We start from the raw sequence: 17,955 nt of genomic DNA on the forward strand, positions 1-17,955 counted from the left end.
CCGAGTTGAAGCCTATCGGCGTGAAGTTGTGCGCCTGAACGGGTGTCACCACTCAGTCAGGTTTTGAATGTGGTGTTCGCCGGGCGCGGGTGCTGCTGCGGGTCGATCGAGGGCGGCGGAATGAACCAGGGCTTGTTGTCGACACCGATCCGAATCGCCCATTTCCCGACGAACCCTGATTTCCGGTGCATCAGCCGGTGGTGTGAACGGCACAGCAGGACCAGGTTGTTCATCTCCGTCGGCCCACCGTTCGCCCAGTGCCGGATATGGTGCGCATCCGTCCAGGCGGGTACGCACGTGCAGCCGGGGAACGCGCAGCCTTTGTCTCGGGCGATCAACGCCACTCGCTGTTCGGCGGTGACCAACCTCTTTCCTGGTTGCGCATCCAAGGGCGCGCCGTGATCGTCGAGCAGCACGGTGGACAGGAAACAATCACAGCCGAGGAGTCTGGTCTGCGACACGGACAGCGGTCCGAGCCAGGGCATGTGCCCGACATCAAGATCCGACACAGCCATTCCACCACCATCGGGCGAGGGTGTGGCGGCGCAGTCCCGATGCTCAGCGAGATCACGGGCGTTGATGTGCACGTTCACGTGCGGGCGCTGACCACCGTCGGTGCCGGTTGTGGCGCAGTCGAGATAGCGGCGGATCAGTTCGGTGAACCCGTCCGCGGTCCGTTTCGCCGCCGACCGAGAATCCGGGGTTCCATCCGGTGCCGGGGTCGGCATCGTCAGATTCGACAACGCCGACAACAACATTTCACCGGTGAGGGCATCGAAATCACCACGCACCACCACCCGACCGTTCAACGTCGACGCGATCCGCAACTCATTGAGATCGACATCCTCGGCGGGCGGGATCTCATCCGATTCGAACAACCGCTCCAAGGCCGCGATCACGTTCCGCACTTTCGTCGTCGTCGCCTCCACCCCCGACGCAGCAGCCAACAACAAATCGATGCACTTCGGTAGCGCCTCCTCCGGCATGCCTTTCGGTGGTGATTCACAGAACGCCACGATCAACACGGCATGCTCGAACGAGCAATCCCCGCCATCGAACCGAGCAGCCACCGCCGGAAACGGCCGCAAAGCCGCACCCAACGCGGCGATCTTCTTCCCGTCCCGAACCTGCAGCATCGTGTTAGCCGCCAACCAGGACCCCACTCCGCGGCTGGCAATCACCTGATCATCCGGGCGCAACGACAACTCGTCCACCACCGCCACACGAACCGCCTCGAGGCGCAGAATCTCAGCACTCGCCTCGACAGCAGCAGCACGCAACTCAGCAGCAGACAACTGCCACAACCGTCCGCGCAACCCCACCGCAGAACCCGACACCACATCCGACAACAAGACACTCATTGAATCCCCCGATCCCCTCCCCAAACAATACTCGAACACACGTTCGAGTCAAGAGTGGTAGACCTCGAGCGCCCGCGCTACCGATTCGTCACCCGCAGGTAGCAACGGCAGTCGCACATGGGGAGTCGGAATCTGTCCCAACGCATGCAATACGCCCTTGATCACAGTCGGGTTCGGTTCGGAAAACAGAGCTCCGGACAGCTTCGACAAACTCCGCCCGAGGTCACGGGCGCCGTCCACATCGCCACTGTCCCAAGCTTTTACCAAGCGGACGAACTCAGCGGTCGACACATGAGCGGACGCCAAGATGCCACCGGCCGCACCCAAGGCCAGAAGAGGCGCGAGAAATAGATCATCCCCCGCCAGTACGGCGAAGTCGCCTGGAAGATCCGCGAAGAGTTCGACGGCAGCTACGTCGATACCGCCCGCGGCATACTTCACACCAACAACCCCGGGCAAAGTACCCACCTCCTGCAAAGTGCCGCTGTCCAGATCGCACGCAGTCCGGTACGGCACGTGATAGACGATCAGCGGCACTGGGCTCGACGACTGCAGATGCGCGAAATGCGCCACCACACCGGCTTTCGACGGCCTCGTGAAGGAGGGAACCGGCACCAACGCCGCCGAGACCTCAGGCCACCGAGCCAGCCTCCCGAGCGCCTGCGCACTGCCCGCCGTGTCGTTACTGCCCGCGCCGACGATCAACGTCGTACCTCTCGCACGGCACACATTCGCACAGATATCCAGAACGGTCACTCTCTCCTGTTCGGTGAGTGTTGCGGCTTCCGCTGTAGTCCCCAGCGCAACGAGTCCGACCGCACCCTCGGAGAGGACCTGGTGCGCAAGCTGTTCGAGTGCATCGGTTGCAATACGACCGTCGCTCTCGAAGGGCGTGATCAGTGGAACATGGATTCCGGCCAGGTCAACTCGAGTCGTAGTCATAGAACTCAGCCTCACCGAACAAACCTTGTAGGTCTAGTTCGCATTTCCATCGTCGAGCGTAAGCTGAGCTGATGCTCGATGTTCGCCGACTGAAGCTCTTGCGCGAACTAGCGCTGCGCGGAACCATCGTTGCCGTTGCCGAGGCGCTGTCGTTCAGTCCCTCCGCGGTGTCGCAGCAGTTGGCCGTCCTCGAACGTGAAGCCGGCGTGCCGCTGCTGGAACGAACAGGCCGTCGCGTCCGACTCACACCCGCCGGTGAGAACCTCGCACGTCATGCCGAAGCCATCCTGCAACGCCTGGAGCAGGCGTCAGGTGAATTGGTCGACGCACGTCGTGGACTGGCGGGGCCGCTGCGCATCGGAACGTTCCCGACCGCGGCACGGGCGATCCTCCCGGCGGCATTGATCGCCCTGTCTCGCGAGCATCCCGGGTTGGAACCGATGGTTTCGGAGATCGACCCGGCGGACGTCGCCGACGACCTACGAGCTGGGACTCTGGACTTGGCATTGATTCACGACTACGACTTCGTCCCTCGCCCCACCGAACCGGGCCTGACGACATTGCCGCTGTGCAGCGAAGCCGTGTACCTCGCTTCGAGTGACATCGAGTCAGATTCCCACGACGCTGTCGCATCGCTGACCGACTGCGTAGAACGTCCCTGGATTACCGCAATTCCCGGAACTGCTTGTCATGCAATGACTATTCGCGCATGCCAGGCAGCTGGATTCACCCCGAAAGTGCGACACCACATCGACGAGTTCGCCACCGTTCTCGCCCTCGTCGCTGCGGGACAGGGTGTTTCGCTGGTTCCTGAACTCGGAGCAATCCATCCGCCGCTAGGTGTGCGCCTGACGCCGATGCCCATTCGACGAAGGACGAAGATTGCACACCGAGCGGGCTCCGACGCTCACCCGGCGGTCGCAACCGTGACAAACGCGCTTCGCTCGGCCGTCCCACAACTGCTGGACGCCGAGCAATAGCGGCATCTACATGTCGAGCCCGAGGTCGAGGACCGTCACCGAGTGTGTCAGGGCACCTACAGCGAGGTAGTCGACGCCGGTTCGAGCGTACTCTGCGGCAACGTCGATGGTGAGACCACCGGATGACTCGAGTTTGGTTTCTGGAGCAACAGCGTCTCGGCGCTGGACCGCGATCTGCGTCTGCCACAGCGGGAAGTTGTCCAGCAGAACAAGTTCCACGTTCTCCGCCAGCACCTGATCGAGCTGAGTGAGGTTGTCGACCTCAACTTCGCACTCGATGTCCGGGGCGAGCTCACGGACCGCACGAAGTGCTGCGACCACCGAACCGGCAGCAGCAACATGGTTGTCCTTGATCAACGCCGCGTCGCCCAATCCCATACGGTGGTTGACGCCTCCGCCCACGTGGACTGCATATTTCTGCAGAGAACGCAGTCCGGGCAGCGTCTTTCGGCTGTCCCGCACTTTGGCATGAGTGCCGGCGATGGCGTCGACCCACTGTGATGTCGCCGTGGCGATTCCCGAGAGATGGCAGACGAGGTTGAGCATCGTGCGCTCTGCCGTGAGAAGTCCGCGGGTGGGCGCGACAACGGTGAGCACCGATTGACCTGGCGCAACCCGAGTTCCGTCGGCCACCCGATCAACGACCTCGTAGTTACCCGCGCCGATCACCTCGTCGAGAACAAGCAGTCCGACGTCGATGCCGGCGACAGTACCCGAGGAGCGTGAGACGACCGACGCCTTCGCGACCGCATCGGCGGGAACCGTTGCGGTAGAAGTGATGTCGGGTCCATAGCGCAGATCCTCGTCCAGAGCGAGCCTGACCAATGTGAGCAGCTCGTCACGGTCGAGCGGCGCGGGCAGGATCTTCTGCTCGGTCATCAATGAACTCCTGTCAACAACATGTCGGGTATTTCGAGCGCTCCGTCGGCACCCATCTTGATCCGAGTGCTGCGACGCTGATTCGGATCTGTTTCAGGATAGTCGGTGCGGGTATGGCAGCCACGGCTCTCGGTTCGCGCGACGGCCACGTCGACCAATGCAGTCGCGGTCAACGTGAGCGCCGCGTCTTCGAGGTCCGGAGCAGCCACCGCCACTGTCTGTTCGGCGTCGGCAAGCGCGGCTCGCGCAATCTGGAGACCGCCTCCGTCGCGAACCACTGACGCGTGTGCCGTCATGACGGACTGCACGGTCTCTCGCGGCAGGATCGGCATCGGCTTGCGCACCACGTTGACCACTTCGGCATGAACCTCGCGACGCTCGGCAGCTGCGATTCCTGCACGCTCCCCGACTACCAAACCCTCGAGAAGGCTGTTGGACGCAAGACGATTCGCGCCGTGCAATCCCGTGCGAGCCACTTCGCCTGCTGCGTAGAGACCAGGCACTCCCGTTCGTCCATGGACGTCGGTGGCGACTCCGCCGCACGAATAGTGCGCGGCCGGGGCGACCGGAATTAATTGGGTGCGTGGATCGATGCCCGCTTCGAGGCAGGACGCCGTGATGGTCGGGAATCTCGAATCGAAACCGTCGAGCTTGCGAGCGTCGAGATAGACGTGATCAGTGCCGAGATCGCGTAGGCGTGCTGCGATTGCCCTCGAGACCACGTCACGCGGGGCGAGATCACCCAGCGGATGAACACCTGCGGTGACCGAATCACCGTTGGTGTCGACAAGAATCGCGCCCTCGCCGCGGACCGCCTCACTGATCAGGGGTCGGCGGCCTACCCCGCCCGGAGTGAAGAGCACCGTCGGATGGAACTGAACGAACTCCAGGTCCGCAATCGCCGCACCGGCTTCGAGTGCCAACGCGATTCCGTCGGCAGTCGCTCCGGGCGGATTTGTGCTGCAGGCATACAGCTGACCGAGTCCGCCGGTAGCGAGCAGCACCGCGGGCGCATGGATCACTCCGAGGCCTTCCGGCGAGGAGACGATGAGTCCGCACACCCCACGCCGGTTGGTCACCACCTGGACTGCCGCTGCACCGAACAGAACGGGGAGCCCGGCAGCATTGAGAGCCCGCTGCACTTCCGCGCCAGTGGCGTCGCCGCCGGCATGGATGATCCGACGCGTGCTGTGCCCACCCTCGCGGGTGCGCGACACCTCGCCGTCTCGCCCGCGATCGAAGACCGCTCCCAACGCGGCCAGCGCAGCAACAGCGTCGTGACCAGCTTCGACGATGGAATAGACGGCTTCCTCGTCGCACAAACCGACGCCGGCCTCACACGTATCCGAAACGTGCGACTCGACGGAATCGGTATTCAGATCGTCGACGACCGCGATGCCGCCCTGCGCGTACTGAGTCGCGGTGTCCGTCGGACCGCCCTTGCTGACCGTGAGTACTTTCAATCCCCGCAGAGAAGCGGTGCGCGCAGCGGTGAGGCCCGCGACACCGCCTCCCACGACGACCAGGTCGGCATGAGCCTCCCAGGCGAAACGCCCGGCAGGGCTGGTCACTCGCCGCCGCCCGGATTACCGATCTCGATCATGCGCTGCACCGACTTCTGTGCACGCTTGGCCATCTCGAGATCGACGTGGACCTCGTCCTTGCCCTCGAGAAGGCAGCGAAGCAACGCGGCAGGCGTGATCATCTTCATGTACGGGCACGACGCGCGGTCGTTGACGGCCTGGAAATCGACGTCGGGCGCTGCCTTGCGCAACTGGTGCAGCATCCCGATCTCGGTCGCGACCAGAACCTGCTTGCTCTTGGTGACGCGGGCAGCGTCGAGCATTCCGCCGGTGGAGAGAATCTTGACCTTGTCCGCGGGGACCGCGCCTTCACCTGCTAGGTACAGAGCCGAAGTAGCGCAACCACATTCAGGGTGCACGAACAGCTCGGCGTCCGGGTGCGACTTGGACTTGGCCGTCAGCTCGTCACCGTTGATGCCGGCGTGCACGTGGCACTCACCAGCCCAGATCTGCATGTTGGTACGGCCCGTCACGCGCTTGACGTGAGCTCCCAGGAACTGGTCCGGCAGGAACAGAACCTCGCGGTCGGGATCGATCGAGTTGACCACGTCGACCGCATTGGACGAGGTGCAGCAGATGTCGGTGAGACCCTTCACCTCTGCGGTTGTGTTCACGTACGACACCACCAGGGCGTTCGGGTTGTCGGCCTTCCACTCACGAAGCTGCTCGGCATTGATCGAGTCGGCCAGAGAGCAGCCGGCTCGCTCGTCCGGGATCAGCACAGTCTTGGACGGCGACAGGATCTTCGCGGTCTCGGCCATGAAGTGCACACCGCAGAAGACAATCGTGTCCTCGGGCGCCTCGGCAGCGATTCGCGACAGCGCCAGGGAGTCACCGACATGATCGGCGACGTCCTGAATCGCAGGCAGCTGGTAGTTGTGCGCAAGAATCGTCGCGCCGCGTTCGCGAGCCAGACGTTTGATCTCAGCGGCCCACTCGGGGGTCGCTTCGACTCCGTTGTATCCGCCGGGGCCGTCGTGAATCTGCGAGGCCGATCCCTCCCATAACGTCGTGGTCGTCATGGCGTTCTCCTTCACCGTGAACCCGGGCTCGTCACCCAGTTCAAATCCGGACGGGCTGGCCCGGATTTCCGTATTCGAGGTTTTCGACTTAGGATCGAAAACGTGCCCAATAGTAACACCACCCACGAAGTGCTTGCAGCGGTGTTCCAAGTTCGCACCTTCCCCGCAAGCATCGCCGCAGGTGACGGCGATCACTGCCCGCAAGGTCGTGAAGAGTTGGCCGTGCTGCTGTGGCAGCGTGCACTCAACCCACAGAAGGGCACGTGGTCCCTGCCCGGGGGCACTCTGCGCGACGACGAGGACCTGACGACCTCCGCTCGACGACTCCTCGCCGAGAAGGTCGACCTAAGAAAGGTCGCCCACCTCGAACAGCTCTCCGTCTTCAGTGATCCACAGCGCGTGCCGGGTCCGCGCCGCATCGCGTCGACCTTCCTCGGACTCGTTCCCCTCAGCGCCGACCCACAACTGCCACCGGACACGGCCTGGCACCCCGTTTCGAAGTTGCCGGAGATGTCGTTCGACCACGGAACCGTCGTACGGCACGCGCGCAATCGACTTGCCGCGAAACTCTCGTACACCAACATCGCATTCGGGCTGGCCCCGGAAGAGTTCGCGATGTCGACACTGCGCGAAATCTACTGCGCTGCCCTCGGTTACCAGGTCGATGCCACCAACTTGCAACGCGTGCTGGGGCGTCGAGGCGTTCTGACTCCCACCGGCAACACCGCACCGTCCGGCAAGTCGGGTGGACGTCCACCCGCCCTGTACCGTTTCACCGACTCCACCTTGCGGGTCACCGACGAATTCGCCGCACTACGGCCGCCAAGCTGACACCGATCGCACTGTCAGGCAACAGCTTCGAGACTTCCGCGCTGCAACCACACCGAGGTCACGGCGCCGGCCGGATCGATGACCCGGTTGATTACACCGAACCGAGTAGTCACCCGATCGAGAATCCGATCGGCCTGCCAACGATCCGTCGGATCGGCGACAATCGCAAAGAAGCGATGGGCAGGTCTTCCCGCCATGACGCGAACCAATTCGGTGACCGTCCGCGCCGTGACTGCCACGCTCCAACCAGCGTCGAGAAACTCGGCGGCCGTGCGCGCACCGTGCTCGAATCCGATGTCCGTGACAAGTACAACTCCCCTGTTGGGGGCGATCTCTGAATCACTCATTGCCGAACCTCCACTCGGAATCAAACTTCTTGACTCCTATGTAAGTCCGCAATCTTGTGCTTCCCTTGTGCTGGTTCTGTGAGAACTCTGGGGAATTGCGCGCCCCACCTCAGACAGCCCTGGAAAGGCCCGCCCAGAAGACCGTCGAGGCCGCGTTCACCACCTCGCCCACCGGCACGTCGCCCAACATTCCGCCCGCAGCAAGCGTCGCGACGCCGTGGAACGTCGCAAAGGCAACCAGCGCAATACTTTCCGGATCACCGGCGGCAATGTCACCTGCGGCCTGAGCTTCCGAAACGAGCCGGACGGTCAGGTCCATCGTCGCGTGCCCCGCGTTGACGACAGTTTCGGCGGCGCCCGGCGCATGCTTGTTGCTGTACATCAGAGAGAGCAGGCCCGGATGCTCCAGCGCAAAATCCACGTAGGCATTGGCGAGCGAGGAGAACCGGGCCCTCGCGGTCGGTGGAGCATCCGCGACTGCCCGCTCGAGCGCACCGGTCATCCGATGGAATCCACTTTCGGCCAAGGCATCGAGCAAAGCCTGGCGATCACGAAAGTGCTTGCCCGGAGCCGCGTGGCTAACGCCCGCCTCACGCGCGAGTTGCCTCAGCGACAACTTGTCGACGCCATCTCGTTCGAGTGTTGCTTCGGCCGACGCCAGGAGTTCCTGTCGCAGGCTGCCGTGATGATACGGCTGTTCGTGGGCGGGCATGGTGGCACCATATCAAAATGTTGTCATTGACAACTATGGTGTCAGTGCCTACATTTGGGATCACCCGAACCGAAGGAGCCACCATGGCCATCGACGTAGCCGGAACCACCGTCCTCATCACCGGAGCCAGCGCTGGGCTCGGAGTGGAATTCGCTCATCGCTTTGCCGCTCGCGGCAACAACCTGGTTCTGGTCGCCAGGCGGGCCGACCGCCTCGAGGCACTCGCCACCGAACTCCGTGGCGCCCACGGCATCATCGTGACAGTCCTGCCCGCCGACCTGGCCGCACCCGGCGTCGGTGCATCGCTGCACCAGGAGCTGACAAACCGTGGCATCACCGTCGACTCGCTGATCAACAACGCCGGATTCGGAACACACGGGGCATTCGTGGACGAAGATCTCGAGCGCGTCACGTCCGAGATTCAGCTCAACATCGCCACGCTGGTCGAGCTGACACACACATTCCTGCCCGACCTTCTCACCGGCCGCGGAGCACTGGTCAACATCGCCAGCACAGCGTCGTTCCAGCCAACACCGGGCATGGCCGTCTACGGCGCGTCCAAGGCGTTCGTACTCAACTTCACCGAAGCACTCTGGGCCGAAGCTCGCGGCAGCGGATTGACTGTATTGGCGGTGTGCCCCGGTCCGACGCGCACCGAGTTCTTCGACGTAGTCGGCTCCGAAGACGCGGCGGTCGGGCGAATGCAGACGGCAACTCAGGTGGTGGACACCGCTTTCAGAGCACTGGATCGACGCTACGCGCCGCCGACCGTCGTATCGGGACTGCCGAACTGGGTGTCCTCGATCAGCACTCGCTTCGCAACCCGCCGGTTGGGCGCGCTGATTTCCGGGCGACTGTTGGGTGACGTGCGAATGAAAGCCGAAACCAAGCGCTCGTCGACCTCTGCGGCGTAGCGACGCAACAGTTACGGAAGTTTCGGCTGGCTTTCGACTTCGGCCTGTTCGGTGTCGGTGGCCGGATCCCCAGATTCCGGATCCCCGGATTCCGGGTGGTCCCCCACCCCGAGGTCGTCGTACGGATTGAGCACTGCAAGAACCAATGTCACGACGCACGCCGCGAGCGGCTGAAACAGAAGCACGAGCAAAGTTCCGACGTTCGGGGCCCGCGCGATGATCTCCCCGACCGCCGGATTGTCGGCCGTAGGGAAACGCAGTTTTGTCACGCCCGAACCCACGAGTGCCATCAGTCCGGCACCTGCCACTGAACCGACTATCAACCCGCCCAGGGCAAAAGGACCTCGACTCAGGCGTGCCAACCAGGCCGCCACCGCCGACAGCACACCGACGATCAGTGCCAGCCAGATGAACACGGCGCTCGCGTCGAACTGATGAAGGCTCTCACCCGTCAACGCGACGCCGCGCCCCTCGGACACCACCAACAGGTGCTCGGCCGGAGCCAAGAACGCCCACAGCACACCGACGAGCACGCTCACGCCCGCAATGGTTGCGGCGATCACGATCGCGGTGCGCAGACGAATCTGCCGAAGAGAGATCACACAGAGTGACGCTACCTGCGGGCGACGTCGATCGAGTCGACGACACCGTGTCGGGAGCATTTCGCCCACCATCCGTCAGGGCTGACCTGAACGATCATGCGGCGCCCGCACTGCTCGCAGAAGCGAGGAGGCTCGAGCCCCATCGACGCCGCAGTCGGCGTCGGATCGTCGACGCCGTCGACGATCCGACGCCCGGTGAACGGGTTGTACCGCTCCTCGGTCACCGGAGTGCTCACAGAGTGTCGTTCAGTGCTTTGATCGGCATCTGCAGATCCACCAACAAATCCAGATCCTTCTCGGCGGGACGTCCGAGGGTCGTCAGATAGTTGCCGACGATCACGGCGTTGATTCCGCCGAGGATGCCCTGCTTGGCACCCAGGTCGCCGAGAGTGATCTCGCGTCCACCCGCGAAGCGCAAGATCGTGCGAGGCAGCGCGAGACGGAATGCCGCCACGGACTTGAGCGCCTCGCTGGCGGGCAACACGTCCAGATCACCGAACGGGGTACCCGGACGCGGGTTGAGGAAGTTGAGCGGGACCTCGTCCGGCTCCAGTTCAGCCAGGTTGGCCGCGAATTCTGCGCGCTGCTCCAGGGATTCGCCCATGCCGAGGATTCCGCCGCAGCACACTTCCATGCCCGCTTCACGAACCATCCGAAGCGTGTTCCACCGCTCTTCCCACGAGTGCGTGGTCACGACGTTCGGGAAATGCGACTTCGAAGTTTCCAAGTTGTGGTTGTACCGGTGCACACCCATGGCGGCCAGTTGGTCGACCTGCTCCTGGGTGAGCATGCCGAGCGAGCAGGCGATCTGGATGTCGACCTCGTTGCGGATCGCCTCGATGCCTGCGGCAACCTGAGCGAGCAACCGGGCATCGGGTCCGCGGACGGCGGCCACGATGCAGAACTCGGTAGCGCCCGACTTCGCAGTCTGCTTGGCAGCTTCCACCAAGCTCGGGATGTCCAACCACGCCGCGCGAACCGGCGACTGGAAGAGTCCGGACTGCGAGCAGAAATGGCAGTCCTCAGGGCAGCCGCCCGTCTTCAGGCTGATGATGCCCTCGACCTCGACCTCCGGTCCACACCACTTCATACGCACATCGTGGGCGAGAGCCAGCAGGTCTTCGAGCCTGTCGTCGTCGAGTCGGAGTACGTCGAGCACCTGGCTTTCGGTCAGGCCAACTCCTCTTTCGAGAACTTGCTCGCGCGCCTGGTCGAGGATGTCGACCGTCGCAGGGGCCGTGCTAATCGGGGGCGGGGTCACAGACGTCTCCTTCGAAACCAGCAAAATTGAACACCGTACAAGTTGAACGGTGTTCACGTTAGAGACGTGGTGGAATACTGTCAAAGGCGGGTCCGATCGACATCCGATCGCGAGCGGTCCACAGCGGGACGAAACGAGGGGAACGACAAGTGCAGTTGCGACGCGGCGACGTGCTGGACGGCGCCATGGCGATACTCGACGAGTTCGGACTTGCCGACCTCACGATGCGCAGGCTCGCAACCTCACTAGGCGTCCAACCCGGCGCCCTGTACTGGCACTTCCCGAACAAGCAGACCTTGCTCGGCGCGGTCGTCGACAAGATCCTCGAAGACCTCGACGCCCCCGTCGACGCAGACACGTGGCAAGAAGCGTATTCCGAACTGGCACACAGACTTCGGTCTGCCCTACTGGCGCACCGCGACGGCGCCGAGTTGGTCAGCGCCACCTTCGCTTCGCGGATGACAAGCAGCAAGGTGCGCGAGCATTTCGTACAAGCCGGGCAAGAATCCGGGCTATCACGCGAGCATGCCCAACTCGCGGCGTACGCCCTGCTGTACTACGTGCTCGGCCACACCGTCGACGAGCAGTCCCGAGCGCAGATGGAAGAAATGGGGGCACTTACCCGAGCACCCATTTCCCCCGACTCCCCCGAGGTGATCGGCGGCGGTTCCGACGAGGACCTCCTCGATGGCGATCCGACAGTGCGCTTCCAGTTCGGCCTGGACCTGTTCATCGACGGCATCCGCACTCGCCTGAATTCGACCACACATTCAACGCGCACCGAATCGGCTCTACGACACTCCTGACAGTCGGAGTACTGCAGTAGTGCCGGCCGCGACAATCACCACGACCACCAACGGCGCCTTGAACCAGGCGCAGATGCCTCCGGCCACCACGCCGAGCATCCGCGCCGGCCCCGCAACGTCATGCCCGGTGAAGACCGTCGATGTCGCAACCACTGCGAGCAGCAGCACTACGACAGCACGATCGAGGGTTTTCTCGGCAAAGCTCGAAAGCTTCACCCGAGCGCGGAGCAGAACGCCACTTGCCCGCAAAGCGTAAGAGCCGCAAGCGAACACGACAATACCGATCCAGACCGATGCGGTATTCATCGAACCTTCTCCCGGAACGGGATCGTCACCGCGATACTCAGCAGCGCTACGAGCGGAGCGGTACCGGGCGGCAGGAACGGCGACGTGGACACCGCGACTGCTGCACCGATCAGGGCGGCAAGCAGCGTCACCTTCTCCTTCAGCGCAGGCAGGACAAGGGCCAGAATGACAGCCGGAAACGCGGCATCCAATCCCAACGCGCCAGGGTCTCGGACGACGCTGCCGAGCAGCCCGCCCAGGAGAGCTCCGATCGGCCACGACACCGCGATCCCGATTCCACAGAACCAGAAAGCCGCACACTTGCGCTCCACGGAGTCCTGCGCCATGGCGACCGCGACGCTTTCGTCGTTGACCAGGTGCGCGCCGACCATACTGCGCCAGCCTGAATCTTTGTAGCGATCCCTGCCGAGAAATGATCCTGCCGACATCCCGTAGGCGAAGTTTCGGGAGTTGATCAACAAGCCCGCCACAACAGCAGCGGTGGCACTGCCTCCGGCTGCGATGATTCCGATGAACAGGAACTCCGAGGAGGCACCCAGAACGAGTACAGCCAACGCCAAAAGCTGCCACAACGAGAATCCAGCCGATCCTGCCGTCACACCGTAGGACACACCGACGATGGCCACGGAGAGACAGATCAGCACGCTCACCCGAACCGTGTCTCGATCAACTGTTCGCCATAAAGAACGCATGTATTCTATGTTGAACGAAGTGACACTGTTCATCAAGTAGAACGATCGATCGGAGAATCGAACGATGACCAGTAATGAAACGGATACAGCGGAGACTCCTCAGAAACTGGTCGCCGTCGCACTCAAACGCGAACGTGCCCGAGCAGGCTTGAGCCTTTCGGAGGTCGCCCGGCGCGCCGATATCGCCAAGTCCACACTCTCCCAACTCGAATCCGGACTCGGAAATCCGAGCCTCGAAACTCTGTGGGCACTCGGAAACGCATTGGGTGTGCCGTTCTCACAACTCGTCGACTCTCAGGCACAGACCGTTCAGTTGATTCGAGCCGGAGAAGGTCCCGCGATTGCGTCGGCAAACGCGTCGTACATCGCGACGCTCTTGGCGCCGAGCCCACCGAACGCACGACGCGATCTGTATCGGATAGTCGCCGAACCGGGCGAGCCGCGTATTTCCACTCCGCATGCACGCGGCACCACCGAACACGTCGTGATCGGCACCGGACGGGCGGAGGTCGGGCCCACTGCAAATCCGATCGAACTCGGACCGGGCGACTATCTTGCTTATCCCGGCGACGAGGAGCACATCTTTCGGGCGCTCGAACCAGGGACGACAGCGATCTTGGTGTCGGAACACACCTGAGCCGCGATGAGTTTCGCCGCTGCGGGAAGTCTGTATCTGGGAGGTGATGTGGCCAGAGCCTCGATTGCCGACGACAGTAACGACCGACAGCAGGAGGACCCATGTCCGGATCCAGCATCAGCAGCATTTTGCTCTCGAGCACCGACCCCGAACGCTTGCGCGACTGGTACGCCGAGGCGTTCGCCCCGAAGGTCGACCGGACTCCCGGCGAACCCGGCTACGACGTGCTCGACTTCAACGGTTTCTACGTGATGCTCGACAGACGCGACGACGTCGGCGAGACCAACCCCCAGCCGGGTCGCATGTTCCTCAACGTCGAGACCGACGACGCCCGGTCGATCGCGCAGCGCATCGATGCACTCGGCGGAAACTGGCACGCTCCACTCGAAGACCGCGGGGGCAGTTTGTTCGCCACCGCGATCGACCCCGACGGAAACTACGTTCAGATCATCGAGTTCAGCGAGGAAGCCAGGGCCGAGATGGAATCCGGGATGACGGATTCCCAAACCACCTAGTCCGGCAACCGCTGGGAACGGAGATAGTCATGCTTACAGACACGAAAGCATTCAGCGGATTTTCGGTGACAGACATCGACTCTGCAAAGAAGTTCTACGGCGAAACACTCGGGTTGAAGGTAACCGACGAAGACATGGGACTGATTCGCCTACATATTGCCGGCGGAACCGAGATCCTCGTTTATCCGAAGCCGAATCACGAAGCGGCGACCTACACGATTCTCAACTTCGTCGTCGACGACATCGACACAACCGTCGACCAACTGACCGCACGTGGCGTGGAATTTCTCAAATACGACGGATTCCCCCAGGATGCGCGAGGCATCATGCGTGGCAACGGCCCCGACATCGCCTGGTTCACCGATCCCGCCGGCAATGTTCTGTCGGTGATCAAGGAGTCCTGACGCGCTTAACCGCTGAACAGCTGCGACTGCCGCTGTTCAGCGGTGTCGGTGTTGGAGCGTTCTGCTGCCGCAGTTTCACGCTCGGCAGCCAGTTGCTCGGCGCTTTTTGCGTCGACAACGGGCTCCGACGCGCTGAGGTCGGAAAACAAGCCACTGCTCGATTCGTTCACATGCCACCCTTTTGCCTGGTCATCGTTGCCGCGCGCAGATAAACCTGCGTTAGAGATCGGTCGATGGCTACTCAATTACTGCCGCCCGTACGGCGCCGACAAGACGCCGATGACTCAGCAGTTCTTCACCCAGTGTTGCACGCCTGTGTTTTCCACGAGAAATTCGGTCCAGACGGGTTGTCATCGCCCGCACGGCGGAGCAATGTGAAAGATGAGCGCGGAGCAGGTCGGCAGCACTTTCGTCGGACACCTGGCCCCTCAATTCACCGCACAATTTTTGGAGGAATCATGTTGGGAATTGCTTTGGGCCTCGGCAGCGCCGCTGTCGGAATCGGCCTCGGACTGCTCGGCGCAGGAGCGGGAATTCTGCTGAGCGACAAGACCGTCAAAACCGCACGACGTGAACTCACCGCCTGACGAGGGCGAGGGCACTGAATTTTTGGGCACTCGGGTCGGTATTCGGGTGAACGCCGCGATGCGACACCCCGCGCAGTGGGTGTTCGCACGGGCCGCGCATCGACGTGGCGTGCATACCGGCGTAGATGTTCCGACGAGCGCGCAGGACGTGCTCGACCGGTTGACGGCACTCCGAATAAGTACGTGGAGTTACGGATTCGACCACAAGTCGGTCCGTCACCTGGGTCCGATGGCGCAAGACTTTGCGGCGATTTTCGGCTTGGGATCCAACGCCCGCCGGATCTCCGCCGTCGACGCGAACGGCGTCTGCATGGCGAGCATCCAAGCGTTGAACCGCAAAATCAGTGCCCTCGAGACAGAAGTCAGCGCGCTCGAGAAGGACGTGAACAGACTGAGACGGGAAACGGGAGACACGAGCACGACTCGGAATGCATTGGAAACAAACAACAATCACATATCCACACCGCTCGACGAATTCGGTGGATCCACCGGTCTGTAGTTTGTTCGGTGTGACCGCCCCTGATTCAGACTCCGACTCAGCGCCCAACGTGATTGCCGCGCTGTTCGACGTGACGTCCGATGCAGTCGGCGACGAACATGTCGAACAGGTACTTGCCGAATTCGGCGTTGGCGCAACGGAGGTCGCGGAGACCGCGGCCCGCATCCGGGCCAGTCGGTCGGAATTTCGGCGACTTCGCCGTCGCGAGAACGAATTGGCGGTTCTGTATTCGAGTGCGCGTGAGCTCGCGCAGGTTCGCGACGTGGACACACTGCTGCAGAGGCTGGTCAACCGCGCACACGACATCATGGGCACCGACGTCACGTACCTGTCCGAGTTCGACGTGATCACTCGTGACCTGAATGTTCGAAAGACGGCCGGCGCGGTCTCGCCGGAACTCCAGCATCTGCAAGTTCCTGCCGGCGCGGGACTGGTCAGCGCGATTGCCGAATCTCGAGCAGCCCAATGGGTTCAGAACTACAGCGACTACACGCAGTCGCGCCATGACGAAGTGGTCGATGCCGCGATCGTCGCCGAGGGTCTGGTGGCGATTCTCGGCGTGCCGATGCTCTCCGACGGCCAGATCCTCGGAGTCCTGTTTGCCGCCGACCGTCGGGAACGGCGTTTTACCGCAGATCAGATCGCCCTGCTCTCGGCGCTGGCTGATCACGCCTCGGTGGTCCTGCAAACCGCGCGGGCACTCGACCGCGCCGAGGAATCCGCTGCCGAGACCGGGAGAGCACTCGACGAGCTGCGCGAGCACGTGTCCGCGCGGGACAAATCGAACGTCGTCCACCAGGATCTGATCCACGCCGTTCTCCGCGGCGGCGGATACGCCCAGGTTGCACGAACTCTCAGCAGCTCTCTCGAGCGCAGCACCGTCGTCGTCGACAGTGAGCTACGCCCTCTCGTGAAATCCTCTGGCGAGCAGATCACGACGGTGCCGATGTCTCTTCCTCCCGCCGTGTCCGAGGCCATCGACCAGAGTCGCCGAAGCGGCCGATGCACGTTTGTCGCCGATGACAGTGAGACCGTGATCCAACTCGTCAGCGCCGTCACCGCCGGAGAATCGTTCCTCGGGGCCATCTTGCTGAATCGTTCGGACGCGCCGATCGGCCCCGTCGAACTCCGGACCGTGGAACGGGCAGCTCAGGTCACTGCCATCCTCGTGTTGCAACACTCGGCGGCGGCAGCAGCGGACCGGCGTGCACGTGACGAACTGGTCGCCGACTTGCTGAGCACTGCGCCCGAGCGCAGGCGCGATCTCGAACGTAGGACCCGAAACCTCGGCATCTCCCTCGGCGAACTGGACACCGTCCTCGTGGTGTCGGTCGCTCCGGAACTCCGCACCGCCGCGCTCCGCGCAATCGGGCAGTCACTGCCGGTAGCGGCATTGGCGGCGCAGCATGCCGGATTGATCGCGGTGGTCTCGCGCTCGGGAAACCCGGCAGCCGCGGCGACGGTCATTCACCGTCAGATCACCGGTTCGGTAGGACCCCACGCAGTAGTTATTGCGCCGACGACGGCGGAACGCCCCGAAGAGCTCCCGGCGCGCTTCACCTCTGCGCTGCGCACGGCCCGCCTACTCACGGCATTGGGCAAGACCGAAGGCGCGGTCACGACGGCGTCGTATCTGCCGTACACCGTTCTGTTCGGCGAAAATCCGGAATCACTTCATCAGTTCATCGACGAAGTAATCGGCCCGGTACTCGCGTACGACCGCGACAAGGACACCGATCTCACCGCGACCCTTCGTGCCCTGGTACGCAACGACGGAAGCCCGACCAAGGCTGCCCGCGCACTCAACTATCACCCCAACACCGTCGTTCAGCGTCTCGACCGCATCCGTACGCTCCTCGGTCAATCGTGGCGCGAAGACGAGAACTTCTTCCGGGTGTCCATGGCGACGAGGCTCGACGAACTTCGGGACGTGGGAACCGAAGAGGCCGGAAGCGACATCAACGACAGCGGCGATGGTGCATGACACTACAATTTCGACCGATCGATGTGTCGTGAGCACGTGGCCTGGCAAGCATCGACCTCCCTACTGTGAAGCGGAGCACAGAACCACTTCA

23 protein-coding genes are annotated in these 17,955 nt (G+C 62.9%); 10 read left to right on the forward strand and 13 right to left on the reverse strand.

Features of this window, described 5'->3' with window-relative positions; genetic code table 11:
- Positions 1–56: 56 nt before the first annotated feature.
- Both A0W34_RS16540 and A0W34_RS16545 read right to left on the reverse strand, forming a co-directional pair.
- Complete coding sequence (locus A0W34_RS16540) at positions 57–1,361, reverse strand: HNH endonuclease signature motif containing protein (protein WP_081557958.1); 1,305 nt, start codon at positions 1,359–1,361, stop codon at positions 57–59.
- A gap of 48 nt (positions 1,362–1,409) precedes the next feature.
- The gene (locus A0W34_RS16545; protein WP_081557959.1) at positions 1,410–2,303 is read right to left on the reverse strand and encodes a dihydrodipicolinate synthase family protein; all 894 of its coding nucleotides are present in this window, start codon (positions 2,301–2,303) and stop codon (positions 1,410–1,412) included.
- 71 nt (positions 2,304–2,374) lie between these two features.
- On the opposite strand from A0W34_RS16545, the gene A0W34_RS16550 reads away from it, so the two are divergent.
- On the forward strand, positions 2,375–3,283 hold the full coding sequence (locus A0W34_RS16550) for a LysR substrate-binding domain-containing protein (RefSeq protein WP_042450126.1): 909 nt from the start codon (positions 2,375–2,377) through the stop codon (positions 3,281–3,283).
- A gap of 6 nt (positions 3,284–3,289) precedes the next feature.
- Here the strand turns inward: A0W34_RS16550 and nadC are convergent, their stop codons facing one another.
- Genes nadC through nadA form a run of 3 tightly spaced genes read right to left on the reverse strand, consistent with a single transcriptional unit; the run spans position 3,290 to position 6,767 of the window.
- On the reverse strand, positions 3,290–4,162 hold the full coding sequence (gene nadC / locus A0W34_RS16555; protein ID WP_003941805.1) for a carboxylating nicotinate-nucleotide diphosphorylase: 873 nt from the start codon (positions 4,160–4,162) through the stop codon (positions 3,290–3,292).
- Positions 4,162–5,733, reverse strand: a complete 1,572-nt coding sequence (locus A0W34_RS16560) for an L-aspartate oxidase (protein ID WP_003941771.1) — start codon at positions 5,731–5,733, stop codon at positions 4,162–4,164. The genes nadC and A0W34_RS16560 overlap by 1 nt, the downstream gene beginning before the upstream one ends.
- Positions 5,730–6,767 (reverse strand): quinolinate synthase NadA, encoded by a 1,038-nt coding sequence (gene nadA, locus A0W34_RS16565; RefSeq protein WP_003941702.1) that lies wholly within the window; start codon positions 6,765–6,767, stop codon positions 5,730–5,732. The genes A0W34_RS16560 and nadA overlap by 4 nt, the downstream gene beginning before the upstream one ends.
- A gap of 102 nt (positions 6,768–6,869) precedes the next feature.
- Between nadA and A0W34_RS16570 the strand changes: the two genes are divergently transcribed.
- Entirely contained in the window at positions 6,870–7,598 is a 729-nt protein-coding gene (locus A0W34_RS16570; protein WP_007733069.1) for an NUDIX hydrolase, read from the forward strand.
- A 14-nt stretch (positions 7,599–7,612) separates the two neighbouring features.
- Here A0W34_RS16570 and A0W34_RS16575 read toward each other — a convergent pair whose 3' ends face one another.
- Both A0W34_RS16575 and A0W34_RS16580 read right to left on the reverse strand, forming a co-directional pair.
- On the reverse strand, positions 7,613–7,945 hold the full coding sequence (locus A0W34_RS16575) for a short-chain dehydrogenase (RefSeq protein ID WP_081557960.1): 333 nt from the start codon (positions 7,943–7,945) through the stop codon (positions 7,613–7,615).
- Positions 7,946–8,054: 109 nt separating this feature from the next.
- Positions 8,055–8,657: a TetR/AcrR family transcriptional regulator gene (locus A0W34_RS16580; protein ID WP_007733070.1), complete on the reverse strand. Its 603-nt coding sequence runs from the start codon at positions 8,655–8,657 to the stop codon at positions 8,055–8,057.
- A gap of 83 nt (positions 8,658–8,740) precedes the next feature.
- On the opposite strand from A0W34_RS16580, the gene A0W34_RS16585 reads away from it, so the two are divergent.
- On the forward strand, positions 8,741–9,571 hold the full coding sequence (locus A0W34_RS16585) for an SDR family NAD(P)-dependent oxidoreductase (protein ID WP_081557961.1): 831 nt from the start codon (positions 8,741–8,743) through the stop codon (positions 9,569–9,571).
- An 11-nt stretch (positions 9,572–9,582) separates the two neighbouring features.
- Here the strand turns inward: A0W34_RS16585 and A0W34_RS16590 are convergent, their stop codons facing one another.
- From A0W34_RS16590 to bioB, 3 genes are read right to left on the reverse strand one after another with little or no spacing between them, the layout of a single operon-like run.
- A complete protein-coding gene (locus A0W34_RS16590; RefSeq protein WP_081557962.1) occupies positions 9,583–10,173 on the reverse strand; it encodes a DUF2567 domain-containing protein in 591 nt (196 codons plus the stop codon).
- Between the two features lie 11 nt (positions 10,174–10,184).
- On the reverse strand, positions 10,185–10,409 hold the full coding sequence (bsaP, locus tag A0W34_RS16595) for a biotin synthase auxiliary protein BsaP (protein WP_003941741.1): 225 nt from the start codon (positions 10,407–10,409) through the stop codon (positions 10,185–10,187).
- Complete coding sequence (gene bioB / locus A0W34_RS16600; RefSeq protein WP_024487821.1) at positions 10,406–11,419, reverse strand: biotin synthase BioB; 1,014 nt, start codon at positions 11,417–11,419, stop codon at positions 10,406–10,408. Before bioB ends, bsaP begins: the two co-directional genes overlap by 4 nt.
- Positions 11,420–11,583: 164 nt before the next feature.
- Between bioB and A0W34_RS16605 the strand changes: the two genes are divergently transcribed.
- Entirely contained in the window at positions 11,584–12,240 is a 657-nt protein-coding gene (locus tag A0W34_RS16605) for a TetR/AcrR family transcriptional regulator C-terminal domain-containing protein (protein ID WP_065352567.1), read from the forward strand.
- Here the strand turns inward: A0W34_RS16605 and A0W34_RS16610 are convergent.
- Together A0W34_RS16610 and A0W34_RS16615 are read right to left on the reverse strand one after the other, a co-directional pair.
- The gene (locus A0W34_RS16610; protein WP_058226959.1) at positions 12,226–12,546 is read right to left on the reverse strand and encodes an AzlD domain-containing protein; all 321 of its coding nucleotides are present in this window, start codon (positions 12,544–12,546) and stop codon (positions 12,226–12,228) included. The genes A0W34_RS16605 and A0W34_RS16610 overlap by 15 nt on opposite strands.
- Complete coding sequence (locus A0W34_RS16615) at positions 12,543–13,238, reverse strand: AzlC family ABC transporter permease (RefSeq protein ID WP_198035651.1); 696 nt, start codon at positions 13,236–13,238, stop codon at positions 12,543–12,545. The genes A0W34_RS16610 and A0W34_RS16615 overlap by 4 nt, the downstream gene beginning before the upstream one ends.
- A 64-nt stretch (positions 13,239–13,302) precedes the next feature.
- Here A0W34_RS16615 and A0W34_RS16620 point away from each other — a divergent pair, with 64 nt between their 5' ends.
- From A0W34_RS16620 to A0W34_RS16630, 3 genes are all read left to right on the forward strand, one after another.
- Entirely contained in the window at positions 13,303–13,875 is a 573-nt protein-coding gene (locus A0W34_RS16620) for a helix-turn-helix domain-containing protein (RefSeq protein ID WP_058226957.1), read from the forward strand.
- Between the two features lie 101 nt (positions 13,876–13,976).
- Positions 13,977–14,390, forward strand: a complete 414-nt coding sequence (locus A0W34_RS16625) for a VOC family protein (protein ID WP_003941719.1) — start codon at positions 13,977–13,979, stop codon at positions 14,388–14,390.
- Between the two features lie 29 nt (positions 14,391–14,419).
- Positions 14,420–14,794 (forward strand): VOC family protein, encoded by a 375-nt coding sequence (locus A0W34_RS16630; RefSeq protein WP_003941681.1) that lies wholly within the window; start codon positions 14,420–14,422, stop codon positions 14,792–14,794.
- 5 nt (positions 14,795–14,799) lie between these two features.
- On the opposite strand, the gene A0W34_RS33195 is transcribed toward A0W34_RS16630, so the two are convergent.
- The gene (locus A0W34_RS33195) at positions 14,800–14,964 is read right to left on the reverse strand and encodes a hypothetical protein (RefSeq protein WP_003941708.1); all 165 of its coding nucleotides are present in this window, start codon (positions 14,962–14,964) and stop codon (positions 14,800–14,802) included.
- 288 nt (positions 14,965–15,252) lie between these two features.
- On the opposite strand from A0W34_RS33195, the gene A0W34_RS33655 reads away from it, so the two are divergent.
- Genes A0W34_RS33655 through A0W34_RS16640 form a run of 3 tightly spaced genes read left to right on the forward strand, consistent with a single transcriptional unit; the run spans position 15,253 to position 17,864 of the window.
- On the forward strand, positions 15,253–15,381 hold the full coding sequence (locus A0W34_RS33655; RefSeq protein ID WP_003941742.1) for a hypothetical protein: 129 nt from the start codon (positions 15,253–15,255) through the stop codon (positions 15,379–15,381).
- Positions 15,365–15,880 carry a tail fiber domain-containing protein gene (locus A0W34_RS16635; protein ID WP_100084659.1) on the forward strand — a complete coding sequence of 172 codons (516 nt, stop codon included), beginning with the start codon at positions 15,365–15,367 and terminating at the stop codon, positions 15,878–15,880. The genes A0W34_RS33655 and A0W34_RS16635 overlap by 17 nt, the downstream gene beginning before the upstream one ends.
- A 10-nt stretch (positions 15,881–15,890) precedes the next feature.
- Positions 15,891–17,864: a helix-turn-helix domain-containing protein gene (locus A0W34_RS16640; RefSeq protein ID WP_232329867.1), complete on the forward strand. Its 1,974-nt coding sequence runs from the start codon at positions 15,891–15,893 to the stop codon at positions 17,862–17,864.
- Positions 17,865–17,955: the final 91 nt, after the last annotated feature.

It is taken from the genome of Rhodococcus sp. BH4 (assembly GCF_002079265.1).
Classification (GTDB): domain Bacteria; phylum Actinomycetota; class Actinomycetes; order Mycobacteriales; family Mycobacteriaceae; genus Rhodococcus_F; species Rhodococcus_F qingshengii.